We start from the raw sequence: 23,250 nt of genomic DNA, 5'->3' as shown, positions 1-23,250 counted from the left end.
TTTTACAACAATGTTTTAGCCAAATAGAAGCAACCAAGAATACCAGCGTTATCGCCGTTAGCTACTGGCACAATGTAATCTTCTAAATCAGGTACATCTAAATAATCACTCATTTGTTCAGCAAAACTCGCACGAATCAATGGGAATAAGGTTTCGCGATGTGGCACACCACCACCAAAAACAATCTTTTCTGGTCGCAAAATCATGGTATAGTCTAGCGCTGCTTGTGCTAGATAAAAGGCTTCAATTTCCCATGCCTTATCTCCGTCAGGAATTTCTTTAGCACTCTTATGCCAACGCGCTTCAATGGCTGGACCAGCTGCCAAGCCTTCCAAACAATTATCCCCGTGGAATGGACAATGACCTTCATAGTGATCTTCAGGATGCTTTTGCAAGAAAATATGTCCAGCTTCTGGGTGCCCATAACCACTCACCAATTTGCCACCTGACACAATACCAGCCCCAACGCCCGTACCTACTGTCAAGTAAACCATATTTTGAGCATCTTTGGCAGCACCAGTCTCAAACTCAGCCCAACCAGCACCATTCACATCTGTTGTCCAGAAGTAAGGAATATCACGCCAAGCCTTCATACGACCCAAGAAATTATAGCCTGACCAACCATGTTTTGGCGTAGCCAAAACATAACCGTATGTCTTTGATCCCTTCACAATGTCAATTGGTCCAAAAGCAGCGATACCAATAGCATCAATATTGTCAAATCGGTCAAAAAACGCAATAACTTGATCTAATGTTTTCTCCCCGTCTAATGTTGGGAATGCTGTCCGTTCAACGATATTATAATTTTCATCTGCTACGGCGACCACAAACTTTGTGCCACCTGCTTCAATTGCACCTAATAATCCCATGATTTACCCTCTATTAATTATTATTTTTTCCGTAAACGCTATTTAAACCATCTACTTGTCATTGCGGCAAGTCCGTCTTCAGTGTAGACTTCCAACACGTCAATATCAAGTATTAATAGCAATTGACTCACATTTCCTGTTATTTGTCTGGTTTCAATGCCTTCTGTCTCCCATTGTCGTCTTGAAAAGACCACGGTGTTACCAACACGCTTTAACTCAGCATTTTGACTTAACTTTATTGTCCAATCCTCTGCTGATATAATGCGGTATTGACCAACTTGTAGTTGATCAAAATCTGTTAATAACGTTGGTGAAAGCACTTCTGCAATTGGTCTTTGAACCAACTCATTTTGACTATTGACGTGTAGTTCACGTGGTACGCTTAGAACATGAACCCATGATTTATCTGCAATAGTCGGCACTGCCGCCTCTCTGTCAGGCGTCATCATGCCAGCCCAACCCCACATGATACGACGTCCATCTGGTGCAACCATTGTTTGCGGTGCGTAAAATTCAAATCCTTGATCCACTTCTTTAAAGTCGGTGTCAACATGGAACTTGACAGTTGCTTCATCAAAATGGCCCACAACATAACCTGTATTATGAATATTTTCATACCGATGATTTTTCGTATCTGGTTCCAGCCCTTGCGGCGAAAACATGAGTACTTGCTTACCATCAACCTCAATATATCCTGGACATTCTAGCATATAGCCTCGCACATCTTGCAATTGGTCACCTAAAATTGAACCACGGAAAAGCCAATTTTTGAAATCAGTGGACTCGTAAGCAATAATATCCCCCACTTGATTGTCATGTTGCGCACCTAAGATAAGGAAATAATGCCCATTCTTACCTTGCCACACCATTGGATCACGAACATCTTTTGTAAAACCCTGAGGGTGAGGAAATAATTCACCAAGCTTTTCAAAGTTTAGTCCATCATCACTCACCGCCCACATCTGTGACGATTTAATACTATGGCCTGCGCTATCTCTTACATTACCAGTATAAAAAACATATAGACGATCATCGTGCACAAACGCTGCCCCCGAATATATACCTGCACTGTCAAGATTATCAAGTGATGGTTTTAAGGCTGTCTCAACACGTTGCCAAGATTTTAGATCATCTGATATAAAATGACCCCACTCCTTGTATTTATGATTACATGCCTTTGGATTCCACTGATAAAACACATGATATTTTCCTTTGAAAAATACTAGGCCATTTGGATCATTTAACAGCCCAGTCGTGGGATATAAGTGATACGCTTCAAAGGCAACTTCATCGTTTGTAACTAACATCTATACTCCTCAAAATTATGCCGTAACGGCAGTCTGTGCAGCAGTTTCCGGAACAGCTGTGATAATCACATCATTAGACGCTACATTAGCACCAAATGGTTGGTTTAATACAACTGTTTTAAATGTCTTAGTATTTGTAACAATCACCATAGTTGTGACCGGATAACCAGCGTCACTAATGACTTGCTTATCAAAAGTTCCTAAAACATCACCCTTTTTAACTTGCTGTCCTTGAACAACTTGACTTTCAAAGCCTTTTCCTGCCAAATTAACAGTATCAATACCGATATGGATCAATACTTCAACGCCATCAGCAGTTTTTAAGCCATAAGCATGTTTAGTAGCATATGCAACTGTAATTTCCCCATCAGCAGGTGCTATAATTTCGTCCCCTGATGGTTCAATCGCTACACCCTCACCCATCATACCACTTGAGAACACGGCATCACTAACTGTCTTGATATCAACCAACTGACCAGCAACAGGCGCATCAACTTTAAAACCAGATACTTGGTCTGCTACAACTGTATTATCGACATCTGTGCTCACACTATCACTTGGCATGTGTGAACGACCGTACATTAATGTCACAACAAATGATAGCGCAAAGCTAATGGCAATGGCGATAAAGAAGCCAATCCATTTGTTAGCAGGTATTGCGATAAAGCCAATCAAACCAGCAGGTCCTAATGATGATGACATAACATGGAACAATCCCATCACTAAGCTAGCCACACCTGATGCCCCAAGGGCAATAAAGAATGGGAACTTATATTTTAAATTGACACCGAACAGCGCAGGTTCTGTAATACCCAACATAGCTGATGCACCAGCTGAAGATGATAAGGCACGCAACTTTGTGTTACCTTTAGCCAAGAAATAAATCGCAAATGTAGCGGCGCCTTGCGCAACGTTAGCTGAAGCAGCAATTGGGAAAATGAAGTCGCCACCCGTTTTAGAAATGTTAGCCAGTAATTGCGTTTCGATAGCTGGGAAACTTTGATGTAAACCAGTAATAACAATCGCTGAGTAAAATGAGCCAAAAATGGCATAGCCGATAAAGCCAAATGTTGTGACAAGCCATGTCAAACCATCCGTAATCCCATTAGATACAATACGCAAGATAGGTCCAACCACAATAAATGTTACGAACCCTGTAATTAAAATAGATAGCATTGGTGTGAACGTAAAGTCAATTGCACCCTTTAAATGCTTATGGAAAAACTTTTCCAGATTAGCTAAGATAAAGGCTACACCGATGATTGGCAACACTTGACCTTGATAGCCAGCTTGTGCAACATGCAGACCAAACAAATCCCATGTTGGCATCTTACCGCTCGCTACCGCTTCAGCAACACTATAACCATTAATCAAACTTGGCATCACCAACATCATACCCGCTGCAGCACCAAGAATTTCACTACCGCCAAAACGCCGTGTAGCCGTGATACCAATCAAAATAGGTAAGAAGGCAAATGGTGCAGATGCCATAAGGTTAACCATTTGGGCTAATCCTGTAATCTGTGGAAACATTTCAACAAGTGATTTTGGACCAAACATGCCAGCACCAGTTAAAATATTGTTCAATGCCATCAGCAAACCACCGGCTACCAAGGCTGGAATCAATGGTACAAAGATATCTGATAACACTTTAATCAAAGCCATTAATGGATTTTGCTTACCTGACGATGCAGCAATTTGCTTTAAATCGTCAGTTGAAGCTTGTTTAACACCAGTTAATTTAACAAACGCATCGTAAACACCATTGACATCACCAGGTCCAACGATAATTTGATACTGACCGTTAGCATTAAATGTGCCTTTTAAATCAGGATCATTATCTAAAGCTTTTTGGTCGATTTTCTTGACATCTTTGACAACCAATCTCAAACGAGTGGCACAATGCGCCGCAGCAATAATATTTTCCTTGTCGACTGCATCAGCAACGCGCTTGGCGACTTCTTTATAATTCATAACAATTTCCTCTACTCTGCTCATCAGCGTAAACTCAATTACTGGCTTATGCTAATATTGTGTGACTACGGAACCGGTTCTTTATTACACTATTATTGTAACCGCTTACATATTATTTTGCAAGCGCTTGTTTTGTTACAAATATGTGACAATAAAAATGCTATTTTTCTGATATGATTAACAGTATGAATAAGAAAGTTACAATTAATGACATTGCAACCATAGCCAATGTCGCCAAAAGTACCGTCTCTCGTTATTTGAATGGCGGTTCTGTTAGTGAGCATACCAGACTAAAAATTGATCGCATTGTGGCACAATACAATTACACCCCTAACACATTCGCACAAAGCCTAAAGCAGCAAAAAAATCATACAATTGGTGTCATAGTCCCTAGACTAGATTCAATTGCCCAATCAGATATGTTACGCGGACTTGATGATCTCAACAAGGATGACACCTTCTTAATTGTCAATGCTTATCAGGATGCTAAGCGGGAACTTGCGGCTATTGAAAAGCTCCATTCTCAAAATGTGGGTGGTATTATTCTATTGACTGCTAACTTAACAGACGAAATTCGTGATGTCTTAAAAGCCTCACCCTTACCAATTGTCATTCAAGGTCAGGATGAGCCCAATTTTCACCGTGTCATTATGGATGATTTAGCAGCAGGAAAAGCTGTCGGTCAGTACATTCAAACCCTAGCCCCCAAAAATGTACTGCTACTCAATGTTGATACAAAAATAGATCAGGCAGTTGGACATGACCGCTTTGTTGGCATTAAAGCAGCGTTAGCTAAGACACCACATCAGGAAATTATTACAGATTTCAAACTCGATACTGCAAAGGCTGATTCCTACCAAGCCATGCAAACTGATGATTTTGATCTTGTTATTGGTGCAACTGACCGTATTGTCGTTGGTGCAATGCAGTCCGCTTTCGCTTTAAAGCAACATCCTAAATTTATTGGTTTTGGACAATCATTTTTTAGTGAGACAGTGTCTCCCAATCTCACAAGTTTTGAATTTAATTTTTATGAGACTGGAAAACAATTATACCGGCTATTTCTAAAAGTACGTGATGACAAGCCAGTCGATGTTCAACGTGTTATCATGAACGGTCATTTGGTTGTACGTGAATCAACAGAATAAAAAAAACCTCTGCTTAATGCAAAGGTTTTTTTGATCTGTTATTTTTATTGATCACTTTTTAGAACACCACCGACTGAGTAGTGATCTTTTGGCATTTCACGTAAAATGACATGAACTGCTTCACGTGCTGCACCAGCATCTTCAACAATCACATCAGTAATATCCTTTACCATTTTTGCTAACTGCTCATGGGTACGACCTTCTAATAATTCAACTTGTACAATTGGCATTGTGTTACTCTTTTCTTATTTTTTTTGTTCTTCAATTTTATCTAACTGTGATTCAAGCTGTTGCTCAGCTTCAAGCTGTGCGTTGACCGTTTCTAATTTTGGTACTGCAACAGCTTTTTTCATTTGTAATTGACGGTCTGCATCAAAAAATTCGCCAGATACGCTGACTGTGCTCATCAAATTAATAAAAGCTTTTGGGTCAGTACGATGAACAATTTCTTGCATCTCAACAATTTCATAACGCGATAAAACCATCATTAGCGTTGTTGAGTCACGTTTTGTGTAAGCTCCCTTCGATGGTAAAATCGTAATACCACGAATTAAGTCTTTATGCAAAGCTGTGACAACATCATCACCTTTAGACGTCACAATCATAGCGGTTATCTTCTGGTAACCGGTATAAATGGCATCAACTGCGCGACCCGTAGCGTATATACCAATTAACGTGAACAGTGCGTTTTGCCAACCAATAAAAGTCCCCGCAACAATAACTACCACGAAATTAATGCCATTCATCAAGACGCCAATCGACTTACCCGTACGCTTTTGAACGACCATTGCCACAATATCCATACCACCGGTAGAGAAACCATATCGCATCGCTAAGCCTATGGCAACACCCAACAAGAGGCCACCAAATAGAGAAGCTAATAATGGCTCACTCGTAAGTGCTTGCGTTGGCGCAAAAATCTGTAATACCGAAACCACAATAGAATTTAAAAAACTCAATATGGTAAATTGTCCGCCAATCATTTTCCAACCAACAACACCGATTGGAATATTAAAAATCATAATGAACATTCCGGTTTGAATATTGACATGAAAAACTTGTGCAAAGAAAATGGATAGCAACTGTGCAATACCATTAAATCCGCTTGAAAACACTTGATTGGGGATTAAAAAAGCATTCAATGCCAACACTTGAATTACTGCACTGGCCAAAAAAATGACAGTAATTAACATGGCTTTACGCCAATTGATTGTGATTTTTTTCATATCATCACACGCTCCTCAGACTAATAAAACACCTCTTTCATCATAACAAAAAAGCAACGACTTGTCGTGGCTTTTCAGTAACTCAGATGTTTTAAAAGATAAAATTGAATGCATAGTGATTAGTAGTTCTCAAGATAAGCGTCCGTTTCCCATTTCGAAACATATTGACGGTAAGACGTATACTCGATTTTCTTGGCTTCGATAAATTTATCAGCAATGTGACTACCAATTGCCGCAATGATGGTGTCATCTTGAGACAATTCTCTCACAGCTGCGAGCAATGTATCTGGCAAATCAGTGATACCAGCACGTGCACGCTCGTTTTCATCCATTAAATAAATGTTCTTATCAACCGAAGCTAGTGGCTCAAGCTCGTGCTTAATACCATCTAAACCAGCTGCTAAGATTGCTGCCAATGTAGTATAAGGGTTTGCAGTAGGATCAACCGAGCGCAATTCTAAACGTGTTGACTTACCGCGTGATGCTGGTACACGTACCATTGGTGAACGATTTGAAGCAGACCAGGCAACATATACTGGCGCTTCAAACCCAGGTGTTAAGCGTTTGTATGAATTAACAGTTGGATTCGCTAAAGCTGTAAACGCTGTGGCGTGTGCTAACAAACCACCTAAGAAATTATAGGCTGTTTTAGATAGTCCCATCTCATCTGCCGTATCTTCAAAAGCATTGGCATCGCCTCGGAAAAGCGACATATTCGTGTGCATACCAGAACCATTAATCCCAGCAACTGGCTTCGGCATAAATGTGGCAAAATAACCATTTTTGCGCGCAATTGTTTTAACAACAAGCTTGAACGTTTGAATATTATCTGCGGCCTCAAGTGCTGATGCATATTTGAAATCAACTTCGTGTTGCCCTTCGGCAACCTCGTGATGCGCTGCTTCAATCTCAAAGCCCATCTTTTCTAATGTCAACACAATTTCACGTCGGACATTTTCGCCCATATCTAACGGTGCTAGATCAAAATAACCACCTTTATCGTTCAACTCGGTTGTTGGATTACCATTGGCATCTAATTTAAATAAGAAAAATTCAGGCTCGGTCCCAACATTGAATGCAGAAAAGCCTTCAGCCTTGGCATCAGCCAAAACTTTACGTAAAGCATGTCTTGGATCACCAGCAAATGGTTCACGGTCAGATGTATAAATATCAGCAATTAACCGCGCAACTTTACCACCATGGCTATCAGTCGCCCATGGGAAAATCATAAATGTTGATAAATCAGGATACAAATACATGTCTGATTCATTAATTCGAACAAACCCTTCGATTGATGACCCATCAAACATTAGGTTATTATCCAAAACTTTATCCAATTGAGAGATTGGCACTTCAACATTCTTAATTGCACCAAGAACATCTGTAAATGTTACACGGATAAATTCCACGTTCTCATCTGCAATGATTGCTTTAATTTCTTCTTTTGTAAACGACTTTCGTGCCATGATTTCCCTTTCCTATCTACCATACGACAACAAATGCTATAGAAGCTAACGACCAAATCGTCCAATCTGTGCAAATTCTTTTTGCAATGATCGACGTAATGCTGACTCTGAATCCTGCTTTTCGATTGCTTTACGGCGTTGTTTTGCGAAAATTTCCTGAATATCTTTTATTGAATCACCCGCATCCAAAAAATCTTTAATTTCAAGTAAACGATCAACATCATTAAGTGAATAACGTCGTTGTCCACCTTTACCTCGATTCGGTGCTATTAACTCATTTTGTTCATAGTAACGAATTTGGCGATCTGTCAACAATGTTAATTCACGTACTGTGCCTATGGGTAAAATCGCTAAGTTTCTTCTCAGTTCACGTTCGCTCATTTGACAACCTCCGTTAACATACTTTTATTTTAATGCAAAATGCATTATTTTGCACATACGTGTCAGGTTTTCTAACATAAGAAAAACAGTAAATAAAAAACGTACATACAGTACGTTTATTTGGCATCATACCAAGTATTACCATAATGGCTATCAACTTGCATCGGCACATCCAAAGCAACCGCTGAATCCATTACTCGTGTCACAATGTCTCGTAGCGTTTCAATCTCATCTTCTGGTGCTTCAAAAATAAGTTCATCGTGAACCTGTAGTAGCATATTTGCTTGTAATTGATTGTCTTTCAGAGCATCAGCAACCTTTATCATAGCAATTTTAATGATATCAGCAGCTGAACCTTGAATAGGCGAGTTCATCGCAGTACGCTCCGCAAAACTCCGTAAGTTAAAGTTTTTTGATTTAATTTCAGGTAAATAGCGTCTGCGCTTAGCAATGGTTTCAACATAACCCTGTTCGTGTGCCTGTGCTTTAATTTTTGTCATCCATTCATGGATTTGTGGGAATTCCTTGAAATACGTCTCAATAAATCTTTTGGCTTCAGCACGAGAGATACCTAAGTTGTTTGACAGACCATAGTCGGAAATACCATAAACAATACCAAAATTAACAGCTTTAGCAGTTCGTCGCATCAAAGGATCAACTGGCGCATTATTATCTAAGCCAAAAACCGCACGTGCCGTTTCAGCATGGATATCTTCGCCATTCAAAAAGGCACGCTGCATATTCTGGTCTCCGGTAATATGTGCTAATACGCGTAACTCAATCTGTGAATAATCAGCACCAAAAATCTGCCAGTTAGGTTGACTAGGGACAAACGCACGTCTTATTTGACGGCCCTCTTCCGTACGCATAGGGATATTTTGTAAATTAGGATCAACAGAAGATAGTCGCCCTGTTTGCGTCAATGTTTGTAAAAAACGCGTATGAATTTTACTATCTTCTGTGTGAACAACCGCTAATAACCCTTCAACATAAGTAGACTTTATCTTAGCTAATTGACGGTACTGCAAAATATGCTCGACAATTGGTGCTTGTGATGCCAGTTTTTCCAACACATCAACAGCTGTAGAATAGCCTGTTTTAGTTTTTTTAATAATCGGTAAGCCCATTTTTTCAAAGAGTAGTACGCCTAACTGCTTTGGTGAATTTAAATTGAATTGCTCCCCAGCTTCAAGATAGATTGCTTCTTCTATCGTATGAATACGTGCTTCTAAATCTTCTCCAATTGCTTGTAAACGTTTTCGGTCAATCTTAAAGCCTTGGTACTCCATCTCAGCCAGAACATGAGCTAAAGGCAACTCAATTTCTGTATATAAATGAGTTTGTTGATGACTCTGCAGTGCTGATAAAGCAGGCATTTCTAGCTGTATCAAGGCATCAGCTTTATGTGCTAAATGCATGAGGACAAGTCCCTCATCATCAGGAACAGCATATTTAGCACCTTTACCATAAATTTCTTCGTCTTCAGTCAAATAAACGTCAAATCGCTGTGCTAATGTAGACATCTCATTATCATTATCTGTTGTATCAAGAAGATAAGCGACTAATAAAAAGTCAAATTGCGCGCCTTTTAAGGTGACCCCTAACCGTTTAAACAGAATTAACTGTGCTTTGACATTGAAGACATTCTTCTTAATGTCCCCATTTTCGATGACAGCACGTAATTCTGGTTTCTGTAACAACGACATATCTCGACTAGCATAATAACCAGTGACGGGATTCCCAATCACAAAACCAATCATATCAGCTGTATGATAATTTGAACCACTCATCTCAATATGAACCGCCACCTTATCAACCATCATGGCGATTGCCCGTAAATTATTTTCATTTAAGGTAACAACTGATAAGGGCCGCTCTGTCGATTGATTATGGCTCACTAATTGTCCTGACTTTTGACTGGCTTTAATTTTAGCCAGCTGCTTTTTGAAATCAATATTTTCATAGAATGGTACAAGCTTATCATAATCGATACCACGGTACTCTAACTCTTCTAATGGCAAATCCAGCGTCGCATCAGTCAGAATTGTTGCCAGTTGTCGGGCACGAAAGGCTGATGCTTGATCGCTAATTAAGTTTTCTTTCATTTTTGAAGGCTTCATATCATCGATATGACTGTAGAGGTTATCAATATCGTGATAGGTCTTCAACAGTTTTAAAGCTGTTTTTTCACCAATTTTAGTGACACCTGGGTAATTATCTGATGTATCACCAGTTAACGCCTTTTTCTCAATAATCTGGCTTGGCGTCAGTTCAAATTTTTCCATAATATAGTCTGGGGTAAAAGCTTCAATTTCTGTGACTCCCTTTTTCGTGACATTAACAGTAATATTGTCAGTTGCCAATTGCGTTAAATCTTGGTCTCCCGTAACAATAATGACGTTGTAACCAGCCTGTTCACCCATACGAGAAAAAGTACCAATGATATCATCAGCTTCCAACCCCGGTTGTTCATAGTTTCGTAGACCATGTAATGCAACCATTTCACGAAGATATGGAAATTGTTCAGTGAATTCTGAAGGCGCTTTAGAGCGGCCATCTTTATACTCAGAAAACAGTTCACCACGAAAAGTTGTCTTACCTGATCCCGCATCCCATGCAACAACAGCCAAATCCGGTTGCATGGGATCAACAATTTGATCTAGAAAATTATTAAAGGCCACAAGCGCATTTGTGTGTAAACCCTTATGTGAAATCATGCGATCCAGCTGATTATACATTGCATAAAATGCCCGAAAAGCTAATGAATTCCCATCAATTAAAAGTAGTTTTTTTGTCATTTTATATTCCTTTACCTACTTTCTAGTGTAACAAAAAAACAGCCTACAGGCTGCTTTTACTTGATAAATTGTGGTAACTTAATCTCTTGATCCACCAGCAACACCAAAGATGCGAACAAGTGCAAAGAACAAGTTAATAAAGTCAAGGTACAAACGTAACGCACCATTAATTGCTAAACCGGTTGTATCTGCTTGACCAGCAAACTGACTGTACATCACTTTGAGCGACTGATTATCATATGCTGTATAAAGTGAAAATACAATAACACTGACAAACGAAATCAACAACGACACGATACCATTTGGGAAAAACATATTAATCAACATGGCAACAAACAAACCAATCAGCATGCCAAACAGTGCCCCGCCCATACCGCTTAAGTCGCGCTTAGTAAAGACACCGTAGAGTGCCATACCGCCAAAGACTGCGGCCGCAGAAACAAAGGCCATCATGATTGAAGCACCAGTATAAATGGCCAATAATAAGCCGACGGTTAAACCTTCAACGACAGCGAAAGCCATTAATAAACCAAATGCTCTTGCTGGGTTCTTAAAAGTTGCGCGTCCAATCATTGTGATAATCAACAATTGAATACCCAATAAAGCCAATGTGCCAATTAAATTACCAGCAATCAAAGCGTAAACTTGTGCCAAAAAGAACTTTTGTACAATGAATCCGGTCAGCGCAGTTACTAACACAGCAAGTCCCATAAAACTATATGTTTGTTTAAAGAATGCCCGCATACCAGCGTCCATCCCCGTCACATCACGACGTGTATTAAAATTAAAATTATCCATTCGAGTCTCCTCACATTACATTTTGTTCCCCAGTTGTTTCTTCGAGTAATGGATTTACTCCAGTTGCCATTTCTGGTTATCTCCATTATACCAAAATATATATTAAAGATACATTAAAGCACTTAGTATATCGCGAATCCGTTCATACTAAGTGCTCACTTTGATTATTGTAAGTCTGTACGTAACTGCCCTAATAATTTTTCATAAGCAAATTCATATTTTTCAATATCACCAGCGCCCATGAATACCATTACAGCGTTTTCATATGGCATTAACAGGCTCATGTTGTCTTCTTCAATAATGCCACCGAATTTGCTAATTTCAGCACCGATTTCTGCGGAAGTCACTGCCCCTTGTTTTTCTCGTGCCGATCCAAAAATATTTGCTAGATATACTTTGTCGGCTGCTTCCAAACTTTTAGCAAATTCATCCTTATAAGCAATTACACGTGAATAAGTATGTGGCTGAAAAATTGCGATGATTTGCTTATTAGGATACTTTTGGCGAGCAGCATCCAAAGTCGCATCAATTTCAGTTGGGTGATGTGCATAGTCGTCAATTACAGTAATATCAGCGATTTGCTTTTCGCTAAATCGCCTTTTTACACCTTGATATGTCATCAAAAATGATTTGATTAAACTTAAGTCCATTTTTTCCATATAGGCAACCGCAATGACAGACAACGCATTCAAAATACTATGTTGCCCAAATAGTGGTACTGAAAACTCGCCGAGAGATTGTCCTTTAAAAACAACGTCAAAATGCGATCCTTGCGTTGATTTTCTAATATTGGTTGCCACAAAATCATCTTGCTCAGAGTTAGTGCCATAATAATAGACGTCTGCTTTTGGTTGCAATAAACGCAAATGGGGGTCATCTCCCCATGCAAAAATAGCCTTTTTTACATGGTTTGCAAAATCAGAGAAGGCACGTGTGACGTCATCGATATCTTCATAATAATCTGGATGGTCAAAATCGATATTTGTCAAAATTGCATAATCAGGCGCATAATCCTTGAAATGTCGTCGATACTCATCCGCTTCAACAACAAAAAATTGAGAGTTTGGTACACCACGTCCCGTACCATCTCCAATAAGGTAAGAGGTGGGTGCAATATTTTTAACAACGTGTGCTAATAGCCCCGTCGTTGACGTTTTGCCATGCGCACCGGCTACTGCAATAGAAGTCGTTTGTGCAATTTGTTCTTGTACAGCATCTGGGTAACTTATCATTTTAACACCCAAAGTTAAGGCACGTTGAACTTCAACATGATCGTCATTAAAAGCATTGCCTCGTACGAAGATAGCATCAGCGTAGCGGTCGACGTTATCCGCCGAAAAGGGTAAAATCTTAATTCCTGCAGCCTCAAGAGGTGCTTGCGTGTACGTATAGCTATCAATATCAGATCCCAAAACCGTATTTCCTTGGTCATGTAAAATCTGTGCTAATGGTCCCATGCCGGTCCCTTTAATGCCAATAAAATAATATGTTTTTGTCATTATTTCTCCTCATTTGGCACAAAAGTAAAGTATTGTAGTTCACCTTTACGCAATTCAAATATTAATCGCTTATATGCTGTATTTTCATCATTTAATGTACGATACACACGTGGTGCATTTTGTATTCTATCTTTTGCCATATTAATAATCAATATCCACTAAGCCATCACTATAAAGCGTCTGAGCCTTTGTCAAATCAAACGGTTCGCCAATATGCCCAAAATCTTCAGGTAAGACCAAGGCCCCTGGCTTATCTGGTGCACCTGGTATTTGTAATTCACGACCGGATACAATCATACCACTTGATGGCACACCGCGAAGCGCTCCGTCCCAAATAATCGCACCCGAAGGCATCATCGTGCCAGGTTGCGCAATAACAACTTTAATACCCTCTTGCATATTGGGTGACCCTGAAACAATTTGTAGCGTTTTATCTTCAGCCACAGCTGTGGTTGTGACGTGTAAATGATCTGAATCAGGGTGCTTCGCCATCGTCAAAACACGACCAATGACTAATTTACTGGCTGTCGCTGCCAACATTTCTGGAAAACCAGCCATGCTAATCGCTTGATTGATTAATGCCACTTGCTTGTCATTCAGCGCTACGCCACCAGAAATGTTAACTAGTCCCAACTTTTTTCCGAGGCCACGAATATTAAAACCTGTTGCCTCATTTGTCTCATCATTTTGAATACGTGTCACTTGTTCAACTGTCATTACTGATTGCTTTTCAGCATTAGGTGCCAAGACAATCACTAATACATCACCCATTGCGTCATAATTATAGCTTGCTATCATTTTTAAATCCTTAATCTATCAATATTTTATTATTATTTGTTTATTGTACAATAATGATAAAAGGCCGCATAGCGGCCTGTGTTACGCTTTATTATCAAGATATGCCAATAATAACTTAGCTGAGGCTTTACCTGCTTCTATCACATAATCATCAAATACAACACCTGAGTCACCATTAGCTAAATCAGATACGCCACGTAGCACAATAAATGGCGTGTTAAATTGGTAAGCAACCTGTGCTACCGCAGCGGCCTCCATTTCTGCAACAAGTGCATCTGGGAAATGAGACAAAATCCGTTGCTTAGCCTCGTCTTGAACAAACTGGTCTCCTGATACAATTAGGCCCTTTTTAACAGCAGTTAGTTGCTCAAAATCAGCAACCGTATTAATATCTGCTTCATAATACAATGGTTTGTTGGGTAATTGCCCGAAATCATAGCCGAAGACAGTGACATCGACATCAGAGTAGGCAATACGCGTTCCAACAACTTCATCTCCTATTTTCAGAGCTGGGTCTAATGCACCCGCAGACCCTGTATTAACAACTAGGTCAGGCTTGAAATTATCAATCATAACTGTTGTTGCTGATGCTGCTGCTACTTTACCGATTCCAGATTCAGTTAAAATTACTTCATGATTTTTGTACCGTCCAGTGGTAATTTCAGTACCACCATGTTGTTTCGTTTTTGTGTCTGACAAAGCAGCAAGAAGTGATATTTTTTCTTCCGCCATTGGCGTGATAATGCCGATTTTCATAGTGTGTGATACCTTTCATTTTTTGGTCTATCAAATGTTTCAAGCTTAATGTACGAAAAAAAAGTACGCATACGTTGCGATAATTAACAGCAACAAAATAATAATTGTGATATTGTAGCGATGTGTGAGTCTTTTTGATTTACCATTAGGCGTTAGCTTACCATCAGAACCCAGTTCGTAACGGCCTTTACGTGTTAGACGCATTTCTTCTCGTGTCTCTGGTGAGACAACAGTTATTGGTGTTGGATGTGCTTTTGCATAAGCTTTTTCAACACGAATTCGTTCTTTTTCTCGTTGCTTTTGCGCTTTTTTTGCTGCTCTACGTGATAGTTCTTCAGACATACTAACCTCGTATATACGACCAATACAAGAAAGCTGTCAAAGTTTTCTGATCGTTTATTTTGCCCTGTTCAAATAATAATTGCATGTCATCAAAAGATAGTTCAATAATATCTAATGATTCACCAAAATCACGTGCCAATTGGTCAGATGGCGCAACTGGTTGTAACTGGCGCGCCAAATACAAATGCATGTAGGCGTCAGAAAAACCGACGGTCTCGTAAAAACCCGTGATGTGCTCAATGATGCCTGCTGACATACGTAATTCTTCATTTAACTCACGTCGTACAGCATGTTCAGGTTGATCAAAATCACGTTCATCTAACTTGCCTGCCGGTATTTCGAAAATAAAATCACCAATTGTGGCACGATACTGTTTTTCTAAAATGATATGATTATCATCTGATAAGGCTAATACAGCAATCGCCGGCACGTGGCGCACAACATCGCGCTGTGCATACTTACCATTGGTTAATTGCACTTTTTGCTGAGACACACTAAAAATGGGTCCCTGATAAACAGTGTTTTGCTGAACTAACGTTTCGCGTTCTGCCATGATTACACTTCTGAAGCTTTCTTCATTATTGGTTGGACCTGTGCTGCTTGAGGTGCCTTATAGCCTTGTACTAAAACATAGCTAACCTTTTCTCCCTGCTTAAGTGCCTTAAAACCAGGCATATCAATGCCATTAAAGTGCACAAACACATCTTCACCACCGGCATCGGGCGTAATATAGCCATAACCACGTTCTTTTTGCCAAATTTTTACTATTCCTGTTTTCATAATATTATTGTATCAAAAAAACCACCATTTAGGCGGTTTTCTTTTGATAAATAGCAGACAAGGATGTTCACATTAATCTGATTACATGAACGCAAGGACAATAAAATTAATTAAGAAAAATGCAGAAACAATCAATAAGACAGGTGAAATGTCCTTAAACTTACCTAAGGCAAGCTTAACGATAATAAAGAACAAAAAGCCGGCAGCAATACCATAAGAAATTGAATAAGAAAAAGCCATGAAAACGGAGGTGAAAAATGCTGGTACAGCCACTTCAAGATTTTCCCAGGAAATTTTCTTAAATTCCCCCATCATCATTATGCCAACCAAAATCAACAGTGGTGCTGTCGCTGCTGATGGCACAACACCGACAAATGGTGCGAAAATAATCATGAGCGCAAACCCTGCTGCTGTGACCACATTTGCTAGACCTGTACGTGCCCCTGCAGCAACGCCTGCTGCAGATTCGATAAATGTTGTTGTATTAGACGTCCCAGCAATACCAGCAAAGGCTGTCGTAAATGTATCAACGACTAACGCACGATCCATTTTCGAATTAAAACCTTTGTCTTCTTCAAATGCTTTTGTATCAGACTTAGAAAAGATACCTGTCTGGTTACCAATTCCTATCAAAGTACCAATGGCATCAAATAATCCAGTTAATCCCATGGCAAAAATTGTCACGATAGCTAGCGATGCATGATGCCAATCTGAAAATAGCGAACCAATGCCTTTCGAACCCAGTGCTTGACCAAACACTGTCCCGAGTGAGCTAAAAGCAGAGCCAATAGATGTACCTGGCGCAATATGTGTGTTTGTTACACCCATTGGAATTCCAATAACTGTTGTGACAACTAGTGTTATTAAAAAAGCGCCAGGAATACGACGAATAACTAAAACAAGCAATAAGATAAAGCCAATTAAAGCCAGTAACACATCTGGTTGATTAAATTTTGTCAATTCTGGTGTCACACCACCATTAGCTAACAGTGTGTGGATGGCACCGGAAGCTTTACCGGTAAAAGGCTTGTCATTTAGTGTTTTGATATTTGCTGCATCAACTAAATAATTAATAAAACCAGCATTTTTCAGACCAATATAAGTCACAAACAGACCAATACCGCCGCCGATGGCCGCTTTTAATTCAGTTGGAATGCCTTTTACAATGGCACGTCGACCATGAGTTAATGTAATAATAATATCAACAACGCCGACCAAGAAAACAACGGCCAAGGCCTGTTGCCAACTGAAGCCAAAACCAAAAACAATGGTGTAAGTAAAATAGGCCTGCATACCAATACCTGGTGCTAGGGCAAATGGCACATTAGCAAAAATACCCATAAACAATGTACCAAAAACAGCAACCAAAATGGCGGCCAAAAAAACAGCCTGTGCTGGTATACCAGCTTGACCCAATATTTGTGGATTCAAGAAAAAAATGTAAGCCATGGAGACAAAGGTTGTTATTCCCGCAACAATCTCCCGACGCAAAGTGGTTTTATTTTCAGTTAATTTAAAAAATTTAGACATGATGCTTAATTCTCCCATTGACACAAAAGTTCGCCCACCAAAAATCATGATGGGCGAACCAAATTCATATTTTTGATAGTCCAACATAGGTGTTGGCTAGAAACAATCGGCCATTATCCGATACTATATCAATTATTTTTCACTAAATATTATTCTAACACTGATGTTATTATTTGTTAAGCAGTTGATCATTCGAATACGTCACATATTCGATGCTTGGATGAAACCATAGGCCCTGGTATGTGCCCTTAATAATGATACTGAGTTTCTTTTGCCGATAAGTAATCCTTGGTAAAAACAATGTTTTTAGAAAATCAAGTGAACTATGGGCTAATGTTTTGAAGAGTTTGATGTTTGACTGCCGGCGTCTGGCAGTCAAAATCCGATTACGATATTCATACAAATAACGTGGTAAACGTTCTTCTGTTGTTTCCCCAACAATATCACCAGGCTTCGCATTGCTTTTGCTTTCATGAACAACTACGGAGTCTCTAACGAAATAGCCTGGCATAACCCGCGTAGCACGTTCTGTGAACTCAATATCGTCTCCCCAAATAAAATATTCTTTTTGTGGTAAACCAATTTTTTCGATTAATTCACGCCGAAAAATTGTTGAAACAAAAGTAGCATGCTTAATTGCAATTAAATTATCCTGACTCACTTGCAGTATATTGTTACTGGTATTTAACGCCCCTGGCACATTCATTTTTGACCAATTGCCGTCTAGCCATTCTACCTTGCTAGCACCCCAACCAGCTCTGGGTACGCTATCAAACATTAAGAGTAGCTTAGCTAGGGCATCACTGCGTGGCATCGAATCATCATCCATAACCCAAACAAAGTTATCACGCGTTTGTTCATAAAATTGACGTATTCCTTGATTAAATCCGCCGGCACCGCCTAAATTTTTCTCAAGATGAACAACCAACAAGCGGTCATCATTTAAAGTATCCAAATACTCGTGTGTGCCGTCTGTACTCGCACCATTGATAACAATCACATGTTTTAATGCAGTTGTGGTTTGTAACAAAACTTTGGCAAGGGATGACTTAAGCAGTGTGAGACGATTGTACGTCACAATAACTGCTGTCACTTTTTTCTGCATATTCGTTTCCTCTGGGTTCATATCAAGTCCTTTGAACTGAAATGATTTTTTACCATCATCTACCAATAAAAAAAGACGGTATGCGTCTTTTAATTACTTGGCCTTGGAATCATAATTTGTCGCCAAATCTTTGGTGTTCAAATCCTGCTTAATTTGGGTTGTTGAAATTTCTGGCGTTCTTGGCAAATAAACAACATTGGCATCAGTCTGCTCTTGAATAAAGTCAAATTTGCCCTGCCAATCATCACCCATGACAAAAGTATCAACTTGATAAAGCGACACATCAGTAATTTTTTGGTCCCATGACGTTTCAGGAATTACTAAATCAACATACCGAATTGCCTCTAGCAGCTGTTTACGCTTTTCATATGAAAAATATGTTTTCTTTTGCTTTTCATGCCAGTTAAATTCATCTGTTGACAAAGCGACGATTAAATAATCGCCCAATTCTTTAGCACGTTTTAATAGGTTGATATGACCGTAATGTAGCATATCAAAAGTACCATATGTAATAACTCGTCTCACAATTAATCCTTCTTGTCTCTATTTTTCTTCTTTTTTAACGTAAATCGGGCGACGTTTTGTCTCTAGGAAGATAGCCGCAATATATCGACCAATAACACCTAAACTCAATAATTGAATGCCACCAATAAATAAAATAATTGTGACCATTGATGGCCAACCTGCAACACTATGATTATCAATTAGCGCACGACAAACAATAAAAATAGCACTTAAAATAGATAAACAAAATGATGTAAAGCCCACTACTGTGATGAAAGTCAGCGGCACTGTTGAAAATGATACAATACCCTCAATGGCATACTTCGTCAATGCCCAAAATGACCACGATGTTTCACCTTCAACACGTTCACGATTTTCAAACGGTAGATACTTTGTTTTAAAACCAACCCAACTAAAAATGCCCTTGCTAAACCTTTGATTTTCGCTCAAGTCCAAAACGGCATCAACCATTTGCCGTGTCATCACACGATAGTCACGCGCACCGTCCACGAGTTGCGTTTGGCTAATCTTATTCATCCAAACATAGAACTGTTCTGAAAACCACGACCGCAACCGTGCTTCCCCTTTGCGATCAGCTCGTCTAGTCCCGACAGCATCGTACTCACCAGCCATCACAGGTGACAACATATCTGGTAACAATTCTGGTGGATCTTGTAAATCAACATCCATCACTGCAACAAAATCACCATCTGCTTGTTGTAATCCTGCATACAATGCAGCTTCTTTACCAAAATTTCTTGAGAAACTCAAAAAATGAACGTTGCTATCTTGATTTGATAACGTTCGTAATATGGACAGTGTCTGATCTGTTGAGCCATCATCAACAAAGTGATAGTGTAGTGTCACTGGTAACGATTGTTTCAAAGACTGGACTGCATCATAAAATATTTGAATCGTCTCTTCTTCGTTATGAACAGGCACCACTATTGAAAATATTGGTTGACTATTTTTTACTTCTTGCATTGTATACAAACCTGCTAATTTATCCTATGTACGCCTAAAAAGGCATATTATTTAGTAACATCATGCGCAAAGTTAAACGATTCTGGCACATTAAACTCTTCACGGACTGTGTTTAAAGCGTCGTTAAATACTTGATCCATATCAAAGTAACGATACTTACCGAGTCGACCACCAAAAATAATTTCTGGGTGATTTTGACGTGCCTCTTTGGCATATTGCTTATATATTTGTGTATTTTTATCGTTGTTCACTGGATAATAAGCCTCCTTTGAACGATTCCATTCTTGTGGATATTCACGTGTAATAATTGTTTTGCCTTCATCCGCAAGGCCATCAAAGTGCTTCCACTCCATTACACGTGTGTAGGGAGTTTGGGCATCAGTATAGTTAATTACCGCATTGCCTTGATAATTTTCAGAATCAATTAATTCATGTTCAAATCGCAATGAGCGGTATTCCAGCTCACCAAATTTATAATCAAAGAATTGATCAATCATCCCAGTATACAAAACACGTGGAAATTCAGCTAATAATTCTTCTTTATGGTCAAAAAAATCAGTGTCTGTCAAAACATCTACTAAGCCATCAGCCTCAGATAGCATTTGCTCAAAGATTTGTGTATACCCGCCGACCGGAATACCTTGATAGCGGTGATTAAAATAATTGTTGTCATAAATAAAACGCACTGGCAAACGCTTAATTATGAAAGCTGGCAATTCTGTTGCCGGTCTACCCCACTGCTTTTCAGTGTATCCCTTGATCAGCTTTTCATAGATATCTGTCCCAATCAAAGAAATGGCTTGTTCTTCTAAGTTGCTAGGCTGTTTATCCCCAAGGTCTTTAAGAGCGACTTGCTTTTGTGCCTCAATTTTAGCTTTAGCCTCGTCGGGTGTCTTCGTTCCCCACATCTGGTAAAAAGTGTTCATATTGAATGGCAAATTATACAGTGTGCCTTTGTAATTCGCAACAACTTGATTTTGATAACCATTAAATGAAGCAAACCGACGAATATAATCCCAAACTTCCTTATTGTCAGTGTGGAAAATATGCGCACCAAAATCATGCACGGTGATACCATGTTCTGTATGTGTGTGCATGTTTCCGGCGATATATGGTCGCTTTTCAATCACTAGTGACTTTTTCCCACGTTTAGCTGCTTCATAAGCAAAAATCATTCCAAACGGCCCAGCACCAACAATTAGGTAATCATAATTTTTTGTGTTAAATTTATTTGTCATTATATCTCCGTACAGTGCAAGCAAAAAGCAGTGCGCTTGTTTTATAGTTTATTTAATTAATTAATCAACATGTCATTGCAAACAGATAAAAAAGTATTCTCAATCATGAGAATACTTAATATATTATATCATAGATTGATTTTACACATGTTTACTCTAAGTTTTTTAAACGCATCAGCACGTAAGAATCATTATTGCCATTTCTGGCCGTTTCGTCTATGCGGTAATTATTAAACAAGGGTTGCTGCAAATGACTATCAATAGCACGATTAATTTGTTGCTTTAATAACGTGGCATCATTTTCTGGTGGGGTATTTAATTTTATAATAACAAATTGAACTTGTTTCTGACGCATCGTGTTGGCAAAAGCATCGTACATTTGAGGCAGTTGTTGATAGCTCATATTTAATCTATGCCAAAAGCGGGTTGTTGGTAAGGCCTGCGCGGACAAGTAAAATCCCTTATCCAATGAGTTAATCATAATCATTGTCGGTTGTTGCCTACTATCGGTATTTTTTCTCATAGCTGTGGCAAATTGTGGTTGTGCCACATAACTTTGTCCGTCGATGGCAGTTTCTTCATTGCTGATTACCAACCTGCCCAATGCGGATCTATTATTAACCATAGGCAAAATAAGAAGTAGCGCTGTCATGAGCAAAGGTATTTGGGCTTGGACAGTCGGTCTCATGAGTGATTCAGGTAATCTAATTGATGCTATACGCAGTAAAGCAATAGCTAAGAAAGGTAACCATACAATATTATAATAATCAATGACCCAATGTTGCATTGCCACAAAAAAGAGACTACTTAGGAATAATACAATTTCAAGAATCATATTTTCACGGTTATAAATGGCTTTTAACCAACCAAAAATAATGAATGCACTGACAAATGGGTGTAACCCTACTTCTGTGGCAACAAGAAGTAATAAACGCCACAATTGCATCAAAATTATTTGATCTGTTTTCCCGTATGACGTTAAATTTTGAACAAAATAGATATTAATTAAATCATCTAATGCATGGTGGTAAAGAAAGTAAACTACAACAAGCATGCTAATCGTCAGGAAACCGGCAAGAGAAGCAATAACTACTCGCAAGAGTCTTCTAAAATCATATTGACGTAATAATTCAATAGCGACCCATATAAAAAACGCACAAAATGCGCCAATTAGGGAATATTTATTCCAAAAAACCAGGCTGAGGTTTAACCCTAAAAAGTAATACACAGTCACAGGAATAGTAGACACGTGTCTATGATAATGATTAATAATATACAGTAAATACAAAACTGAGGTGAAAGCAAATTCTTCTGGTGCACCACTTAGCCCAAAGGCGCTCGTTGAAATTAGAGCTAGTGGCCCAAACAATGCCGCCCACTGTGGCGCTATCATCTCACTCGTCATATCTTTTGCTATACGATAACTAATGATGTAAGTACATAGCAAGTTCAAGCATTGAACAATAAACACCCCAAAAAAGTTAGTTTCTTTGAATAAAGCGCCTAAAGCAAACACCGCATATAGGACTGGTCCACGTTGGTCAATGACATCACGATACGGTACAACACCATGCAGCATAGATCTGCCCATAGTTAACATAGCATTACTATCATCCCATGGATTTGTTCGGAATAACGGTGAGGAGCCTACCGTCAGCAAAGTCACCACTGCCAAAATAATTATAGGCACCCAAAATTTCTCAGAATAACGTATACGATTTTTCATTTATTCCCCCAAAAACAATTT

The 23,250-nt window shown here is 39.1% G+C and carries 23 protein-coding genes and 1 riboswitch; of the genes, 1 reads left to right on the top strand and 22 read right to left on the bottom strand.

From position 1 onward, the window contains the following. Positions 1 to 2 precede the first annotated feature (2 nt). The 3 genes from C5L21_RS04315 to C5L21_RS04305 are packed head-to-tail and all read right to left on the bottom strand — an operon-like array spanning position 3 to position 4,150. Complete coding sequence (locus C5L21_RS04315) at positions 3 to 869, bottom strand: ROK family protein (RefSeq protein ID WP_004900979.1); 867 nt, start codon at positions 867 to 869, stop codon at positions 3 to 5. A gap of 38 nt (positions 870 to 907) precedes the next feature. Next, complete coding sequence (locus C5L21_RS04310) at positions 908 to 2,176, bottom strand: glycoside hydrolase family 32 protein (RefSeq protein WP_085698737.1); 1,269 nt, start codon at positions 2,174 to 2,176, stop codon at positions 908 to 910. A gap of 15 nt (positions 2,177 to 2,191) precedes the next feature. Then, complete coding sequence (locus C5L21_RS04305; protein ID WP_085698735.1) at positions 2,192 to 4,150, bottom strand: sucrose-specific PTS transporter subunit IIBC; 1,959 nt, start codon at positions 4,148 to 4,150, stop codon at positions 2,192 to 2,194. 185 nt (positions 4,151 to 4,335) lie between these two features. Here C5L21_RS04305 and C5L21_RS04300 point away from each other — a divergent pair, with 185 nt between their 5' ends. Beyond that, positions 4,336 to 5,298 carry a LacI family DNA-binding transcriptional regulator gene (locus C5L21_RS04300; RefSeq protein WP_004900986.1) on the top strand — a complete coding sequence of 321 codons (963 nt, stop codon included), beginning with the start codon at positions 4,336 to 4,338 and terminating at the stop codon, positions 5,296 to 5,298. 44 nt (positions 5,299 to 5,342) lie between these two features. Here C5L21_RS04300 and C5L21_RS04295 read toward each other — a convergent pair whose 3' ends face one another. From C5L21_RS04295 to C5L21_RS04205, 19 genes are all read right to left on the bottom strand, one after another. Then, entirely contained in the window at positions 5,343 to 5,528 is a 186-nt protein-coding gene (locus tag C5L21_RS04295) for a 2-hydroxymuconate tautomerase (protein ID WP_004900989.1), read from the bottom strand. 15 nt (positions 5,529 to 5,543) lie between these two features. After that, positions 5,544 to 6,524, bottom strand: coding sequence for a YitT family protein (locus C5L21_RS04290; protein WP_004900991.1), 981 nt, complete (start codon positions 6,522 to 6,524; stop codon positions 5,544 to 5,546). Between the two features lie 119 nt (positions 6,525 to 6,643). Next, positions 6,644 to 7,990 (bottom strand): type I glutamate--ammonia ligase, encoded by a 1,347-nt coding sequence (gene glnA / locus C5L21_RS04285; protein ID WP_004900994.1) that lies wholly within the window; start codon positions 7,988 to 7,990, stop codon positions 6,644 to 6,646. Positions 7,991 to 8,035: 45 nt separating this feature from the next. Further along, on the bottom strand, positions 8,036 to 8,371 hold the full coding sequence (locus C5L21_RS04280) for a MerR family transcriptional regulator (RefSeq protein WP_004900997.1): 336 nt from the start codon (positions 8,369 to 8,371) through the stop codon (positions 8,036 to 8,038). A 116-nt stretch (positions 8,372 to 8,487) separates the two neighbouring features. Then, on the bottom strand, positions 8,488 to 11,169 hold the full coding sequence (polA, locus tag C5L21_RS04275; protein WP_004901000.1) for a DNA polymerase I: 2,682 nt from the start codon (positions 11,167 to 11,169) through the stop codon (positions 8,488 to 8,490). Between the two features lie 78 nt (positions 11,170 to 11,247). Continuing rightward, positions 11,248 to 11,967, bottom strand: coding sequence for a Bax inhibitor-1/YccA family protein (locus tag C5L21_RS04270; protein WP_004901002.1), 720 nt, complete (start codon positions 11,965 to 11,967; stop codon positions 11,248 to 11,250). Positions 11,968 to 12,131: 164 nt separating this feature from the next. Continuing rightward, on the bottom strand, positions 12,132 to 13,466 hold the full coding sequence (gene murC, locus C5L21_RS04265) for a UDP-N-acetylmuramate--L-alanine ligase (RefSeq protein WP_004901007.1): 1,335 nt from the start codon (positions 13,464 to 13,466) through the stop codon (positions 12,132 to 12,134). Then, the gene (locus C5L21_RS04260; protein WP_004901010.1) at positions 13,466 to 13,606 is read right to left on the bottom strand and encodes a hypothetical protein; all 141 of its coding nucleotides are present in this window, start codon (positions 13,604 to 13,606) and stop codon (positions 13,466 to 13,468) included. Before C5L21_RS04260 ends, murC begins: the two co-directional genes overlap by 1 nt. A 1-nt stretch (position 13,607) precedes the next feature. Further along, positions 13,608 to 14,264 carry a YtpR family tRNA-binding protein gene (gene ytpR, locus C5L21_RS04255; RefSeq protein WP_004901012.1) on the bottom strand — a complete coding sequence of 219 codons (657 nt, stop codon included), beginning with the start codon at positions 14,262 to 14,264 and terminating at the stop codon, positions 13,608 to 13,610. A gap of 81 nt (positions 14,265 to 14,345) precedes the next feature. Further along, positions 14,346 to 15,020 carry a 5'-methylthioadenosine/adenosylhomocysteine nucleosidase gene (locus C5L21_RS04250; protein WP_004901014.1) on the bottom strand — a complete coding sequence of 225 codons (675 nt, stop codon included), beginning with the start codon at positions 15,018 to 15,020 and terminating at the stop codon, positions 14,346 to 14,348. Between the two features lie 45 nt (positions 15,021 to 15,065). Beyond that, positions 15,066 to 15,362, bottom strand: coding sequence for a hypothetical protein (locus C5L21_RS04245; protein WP_133286081.1), 297 nt, complete (start codon positions 15,360 to 15,362; stop codon positions 15,066 to 15,068). Position 15,363: 1 nt separating this feature from the next. Further along, complete coding sequence (locus C5L21_RS04240; protein WP_004901016.1) at positions 15,364 to 15,915, bottom strand: NUDIX hydrolase; 552 nt, start codon at positions 15,913 to 15,915, stop codon at positions 15,364 to 15,366. A gap of 2 nt (positions 15,916 to 15,917) precedes the next feature. Next, a complete protein-coding gene (locus C5L21_RS04235) occupies positions 15,918 to 16,142 on the bottom strand; it encodes a cold-shock protein (protein ID WP_004901017.1) in 225 nt (74 codons plus the stop codon). Positions 16,143 to 16,223: 81 nt separating this feature from the next. Beyond that, positions 16,224 to 17,672, bottom strand: coding sequence for an NCS2 family permease (locus tag C5L21_RS04230; protein ID WP_004901018.1), 1,449 nt, complete (start codon positions 17,670 to 17,672; stop codon positions 16,224 to 16,226). Positions 17,673 to 17,728: 56 nt separating this feature from the next. Next, positions 17,729 to 17,823: riboswitch (purine riboswitch) on the bottom strand. A gap of 18 nt (positions 17,824 to 17,841) precedes the next feature. Further along, positions 17,842 to 18,798, bottom strand: coding sequence for a glycosyltransferase family 2 protein (locus tag C5L21_RS04225; RefSeq protein WP_085698733.1), 957 nt, complete (start codon positions 18,796 to 18,798; stop codon positions 17,842 to 17,844). Positions 18,799 to 18,870: 72 nt separating this feature from the next. Beyond that, positions 18,871 to 19,302 carry a glycerol-3-phosphate cytidylyltransferase gene (gene tagD / locus C5L21_RS04220; RefSeq protein WP_004901020.1) on the bottom strand — a complete coding sequence of 144 codons (432 nt, stop codon included), beginning with the start codon at positions 19,300 to 19,302 and terminating at the stop codon, positions 18,871 to 18,873. 18 nt (positions 19,303 to 19,320) lie between these two features. Next, positions 19,321 to 20,265 carry a glycosyltransferase family 2 protein gene (locus C5L21_RS04215; protein ID WP_004901022.1) on the bottom strand — a complete coding sequence of 315 codons (945 nt, stop codon included), beginning with the start codon at positions 20,263 to 20,265 and terminating at the stop codon, positions 19,321 to 19,323. A gap of 47 nt (positions 20,266 to 20,312) precedes the next feature. Then, entirely contained in the window at positions 20,313 to 21,503 is a 1,191-nt protein-coding gene (glf, locus tag C5L21_RS04210) for a UDP-galactopyranose mutase (protein ID WP_004901024.1), read from the bottom strand. Positions 21,504 to 21,654: 151 nt separating this feature from the next. Beyond that, on the bottom strand, positions 21,655 to 23,229 hold the full coding sequence (locus tag C5L21_RS04205; RefSeq protein ID WP_085698731.1) for a teichoic acid glycosyl transferase: 1,575 nt from the start codon (positions 23,227 to 23,229) through the stop codon (positions 21,655 to 21,657). Between the last annotated feature and the right edge of the window lie 21 nt (positions 23,230 to 23,250).

Origin of the sequence: Leuconostoc citreum (assembly GCF_004354555.1) — a bacterium.
GTDB lineage: Bacteria > Bacillota > Bacilli > Lactobacillales > Lactobacillaceae > Leuconostoc > Leuconostoc citreum.
Note: the sequence above shows the minus strand (reverse complement) of the source record. Positions and strands in the feature narration are given on the sequence as shown.

Coding starts and splice junctions, on each gene's coding strand:
- C5L21_RS04205 (WP_085698731.1), bottom strand. CDS start 23,229: ATGAAAAATCGTATACGTTATTCTGAGAAATTTTGGGTGCCTATAATT.
- C5L21_RS04280 (WP_004900997.1), bottom strand. CDS start 8,371: ATGAGCGAACGTGAACTGAGAAGAAACTTAGCGATTTTACCCATAGGC.
- murC (WP_004901007.1), bottom strand. CDS start 13,466: ATGACAAAAACATATTATTTTATTGGCATTAAAGGGACCGGCATGGGA.
- C5L21_RS04305 (WP_085698735.1), bottom strand. CDS start 4,150: ATGAATTATAAAGAAGTCGCCAAGCGCGTTGCTGATGCAGTCGACAAG.
- C5L21_RS04310 (WP_085698737.1), bottom strand. CDS start 2,176: ATGTTAGTTACAAACGATGAAGTTGCCTTTGAAGCGTATCACTTATAT.
- C5L21_RS04235 (WP_004901017.1), bottom strand. CDS start 16,142: ATGAAAACAGGAATAGTAAAAATTTGGCAAAAAGAACGTGGTTATGGC.
- C5L21_RS04250 (WP_004901014.1), bottom strand. CDS start 15,020: ATGAAAATCGGCATTATCACGCCAATGGCGGAAGAAAAAATATCACTT.
- C5L21_RS04225 (WP_085698733.1), bottom strand. CDS start 18,798: ATGAACCCAGAGGAAACGAATATGCAGAAAAAAGTGACAGCAGTTATT.
- C5L21_RS04215 (WP_004901022.1), bottom strand. CDS start 20,265: ATGCAAGAAGTAAAAAATAGTCAACCAATATTTTCAATAGTGGTGCCT.
- C5L21_RS04315 (WP_004900979.1), bottom strand. CDS start 869: ATGGGATTATTAGGTGCAATTGAAGCAGGTGGCACAAAGTTTGTGGTC.
- polA (WP_004901000.1), bottom strand. CDS start 11,169: ATGACAAAAAAACTACTTTTAATTGATGGGAATTCATTAGCTTTTCGG.
- ytpR (WP_004901012.1), bottom strand. CDS start 14,264: ATGATAGCAAGCTATAATTATGACGCAATGGGTGATGTATTAGTGATT.
- C5L21_RS04295 (WP_004900989.1), bottom strand. CDS start 5,528: ATGCCAATTGTACAAGTTGAATTATTAGAAGGTCGTACCCATGAGCAG.
- C5L21_RS04260 (WP_004901010.1), bottom strand. CDS start 13,606: ATGGCAAAAGATAGAATACAAAATGCACCACGTGTGTATCGTACATTA.
- glf (WP_004901024.1), bottom strand. CDS start 21,503: ATGACAAATAAATTTAACACAAAAAATTATGATTACCTAATTGTTGGT.
- C5L21_RS04290 (WP_004900991.1), bottom strand. CDS start 6,524: ATGAAAAAAATCACAATCAATTGGCGTAAAGCCATGTTAATTACTGTC.
- C5L21_RS04300 (WP_004900986.1), top strand. CDS start 4,336: ATGAATAAGAAAGTTACAATTAATGACATTGCAACCATAGCCAATGTC.
- C5L21_RS04270 (WP_004901002.1), bottom strand. CDS start 11,967: ATGGATAATTTTAATTTTAATACACGTCGTGATGTGACGGGGATGGAC.
- C5L21_RS04230 (WP_004901018.1), bottom strand. CDS start 17,672: ATGTCTAAATTTTTTAAATTAACTGAAAATAAAACCACTTTGCGTCGG.
- glnA (WP_004900994.1), bottom strand. CDS start 7,990: ATGGCACGAAAGTCGTTTACAAAAGAAGAAATTAAAGCAATCATTGCA.
- C5L21_RS04240 (WP_004901016.1), bottom strand. CDS start 15,915: ATGGCAGAACGCGAAACGTTAGTTCAGCAAAACACTGTTTATCAGGGA.
- C5L21_RS04245 (WP_133286081.1), bottom strand. CDS start 15,362: ATGTCTGAAGAACTATCACGTAGAGCAGCAAAAAAAGCGCAAAAGCAA.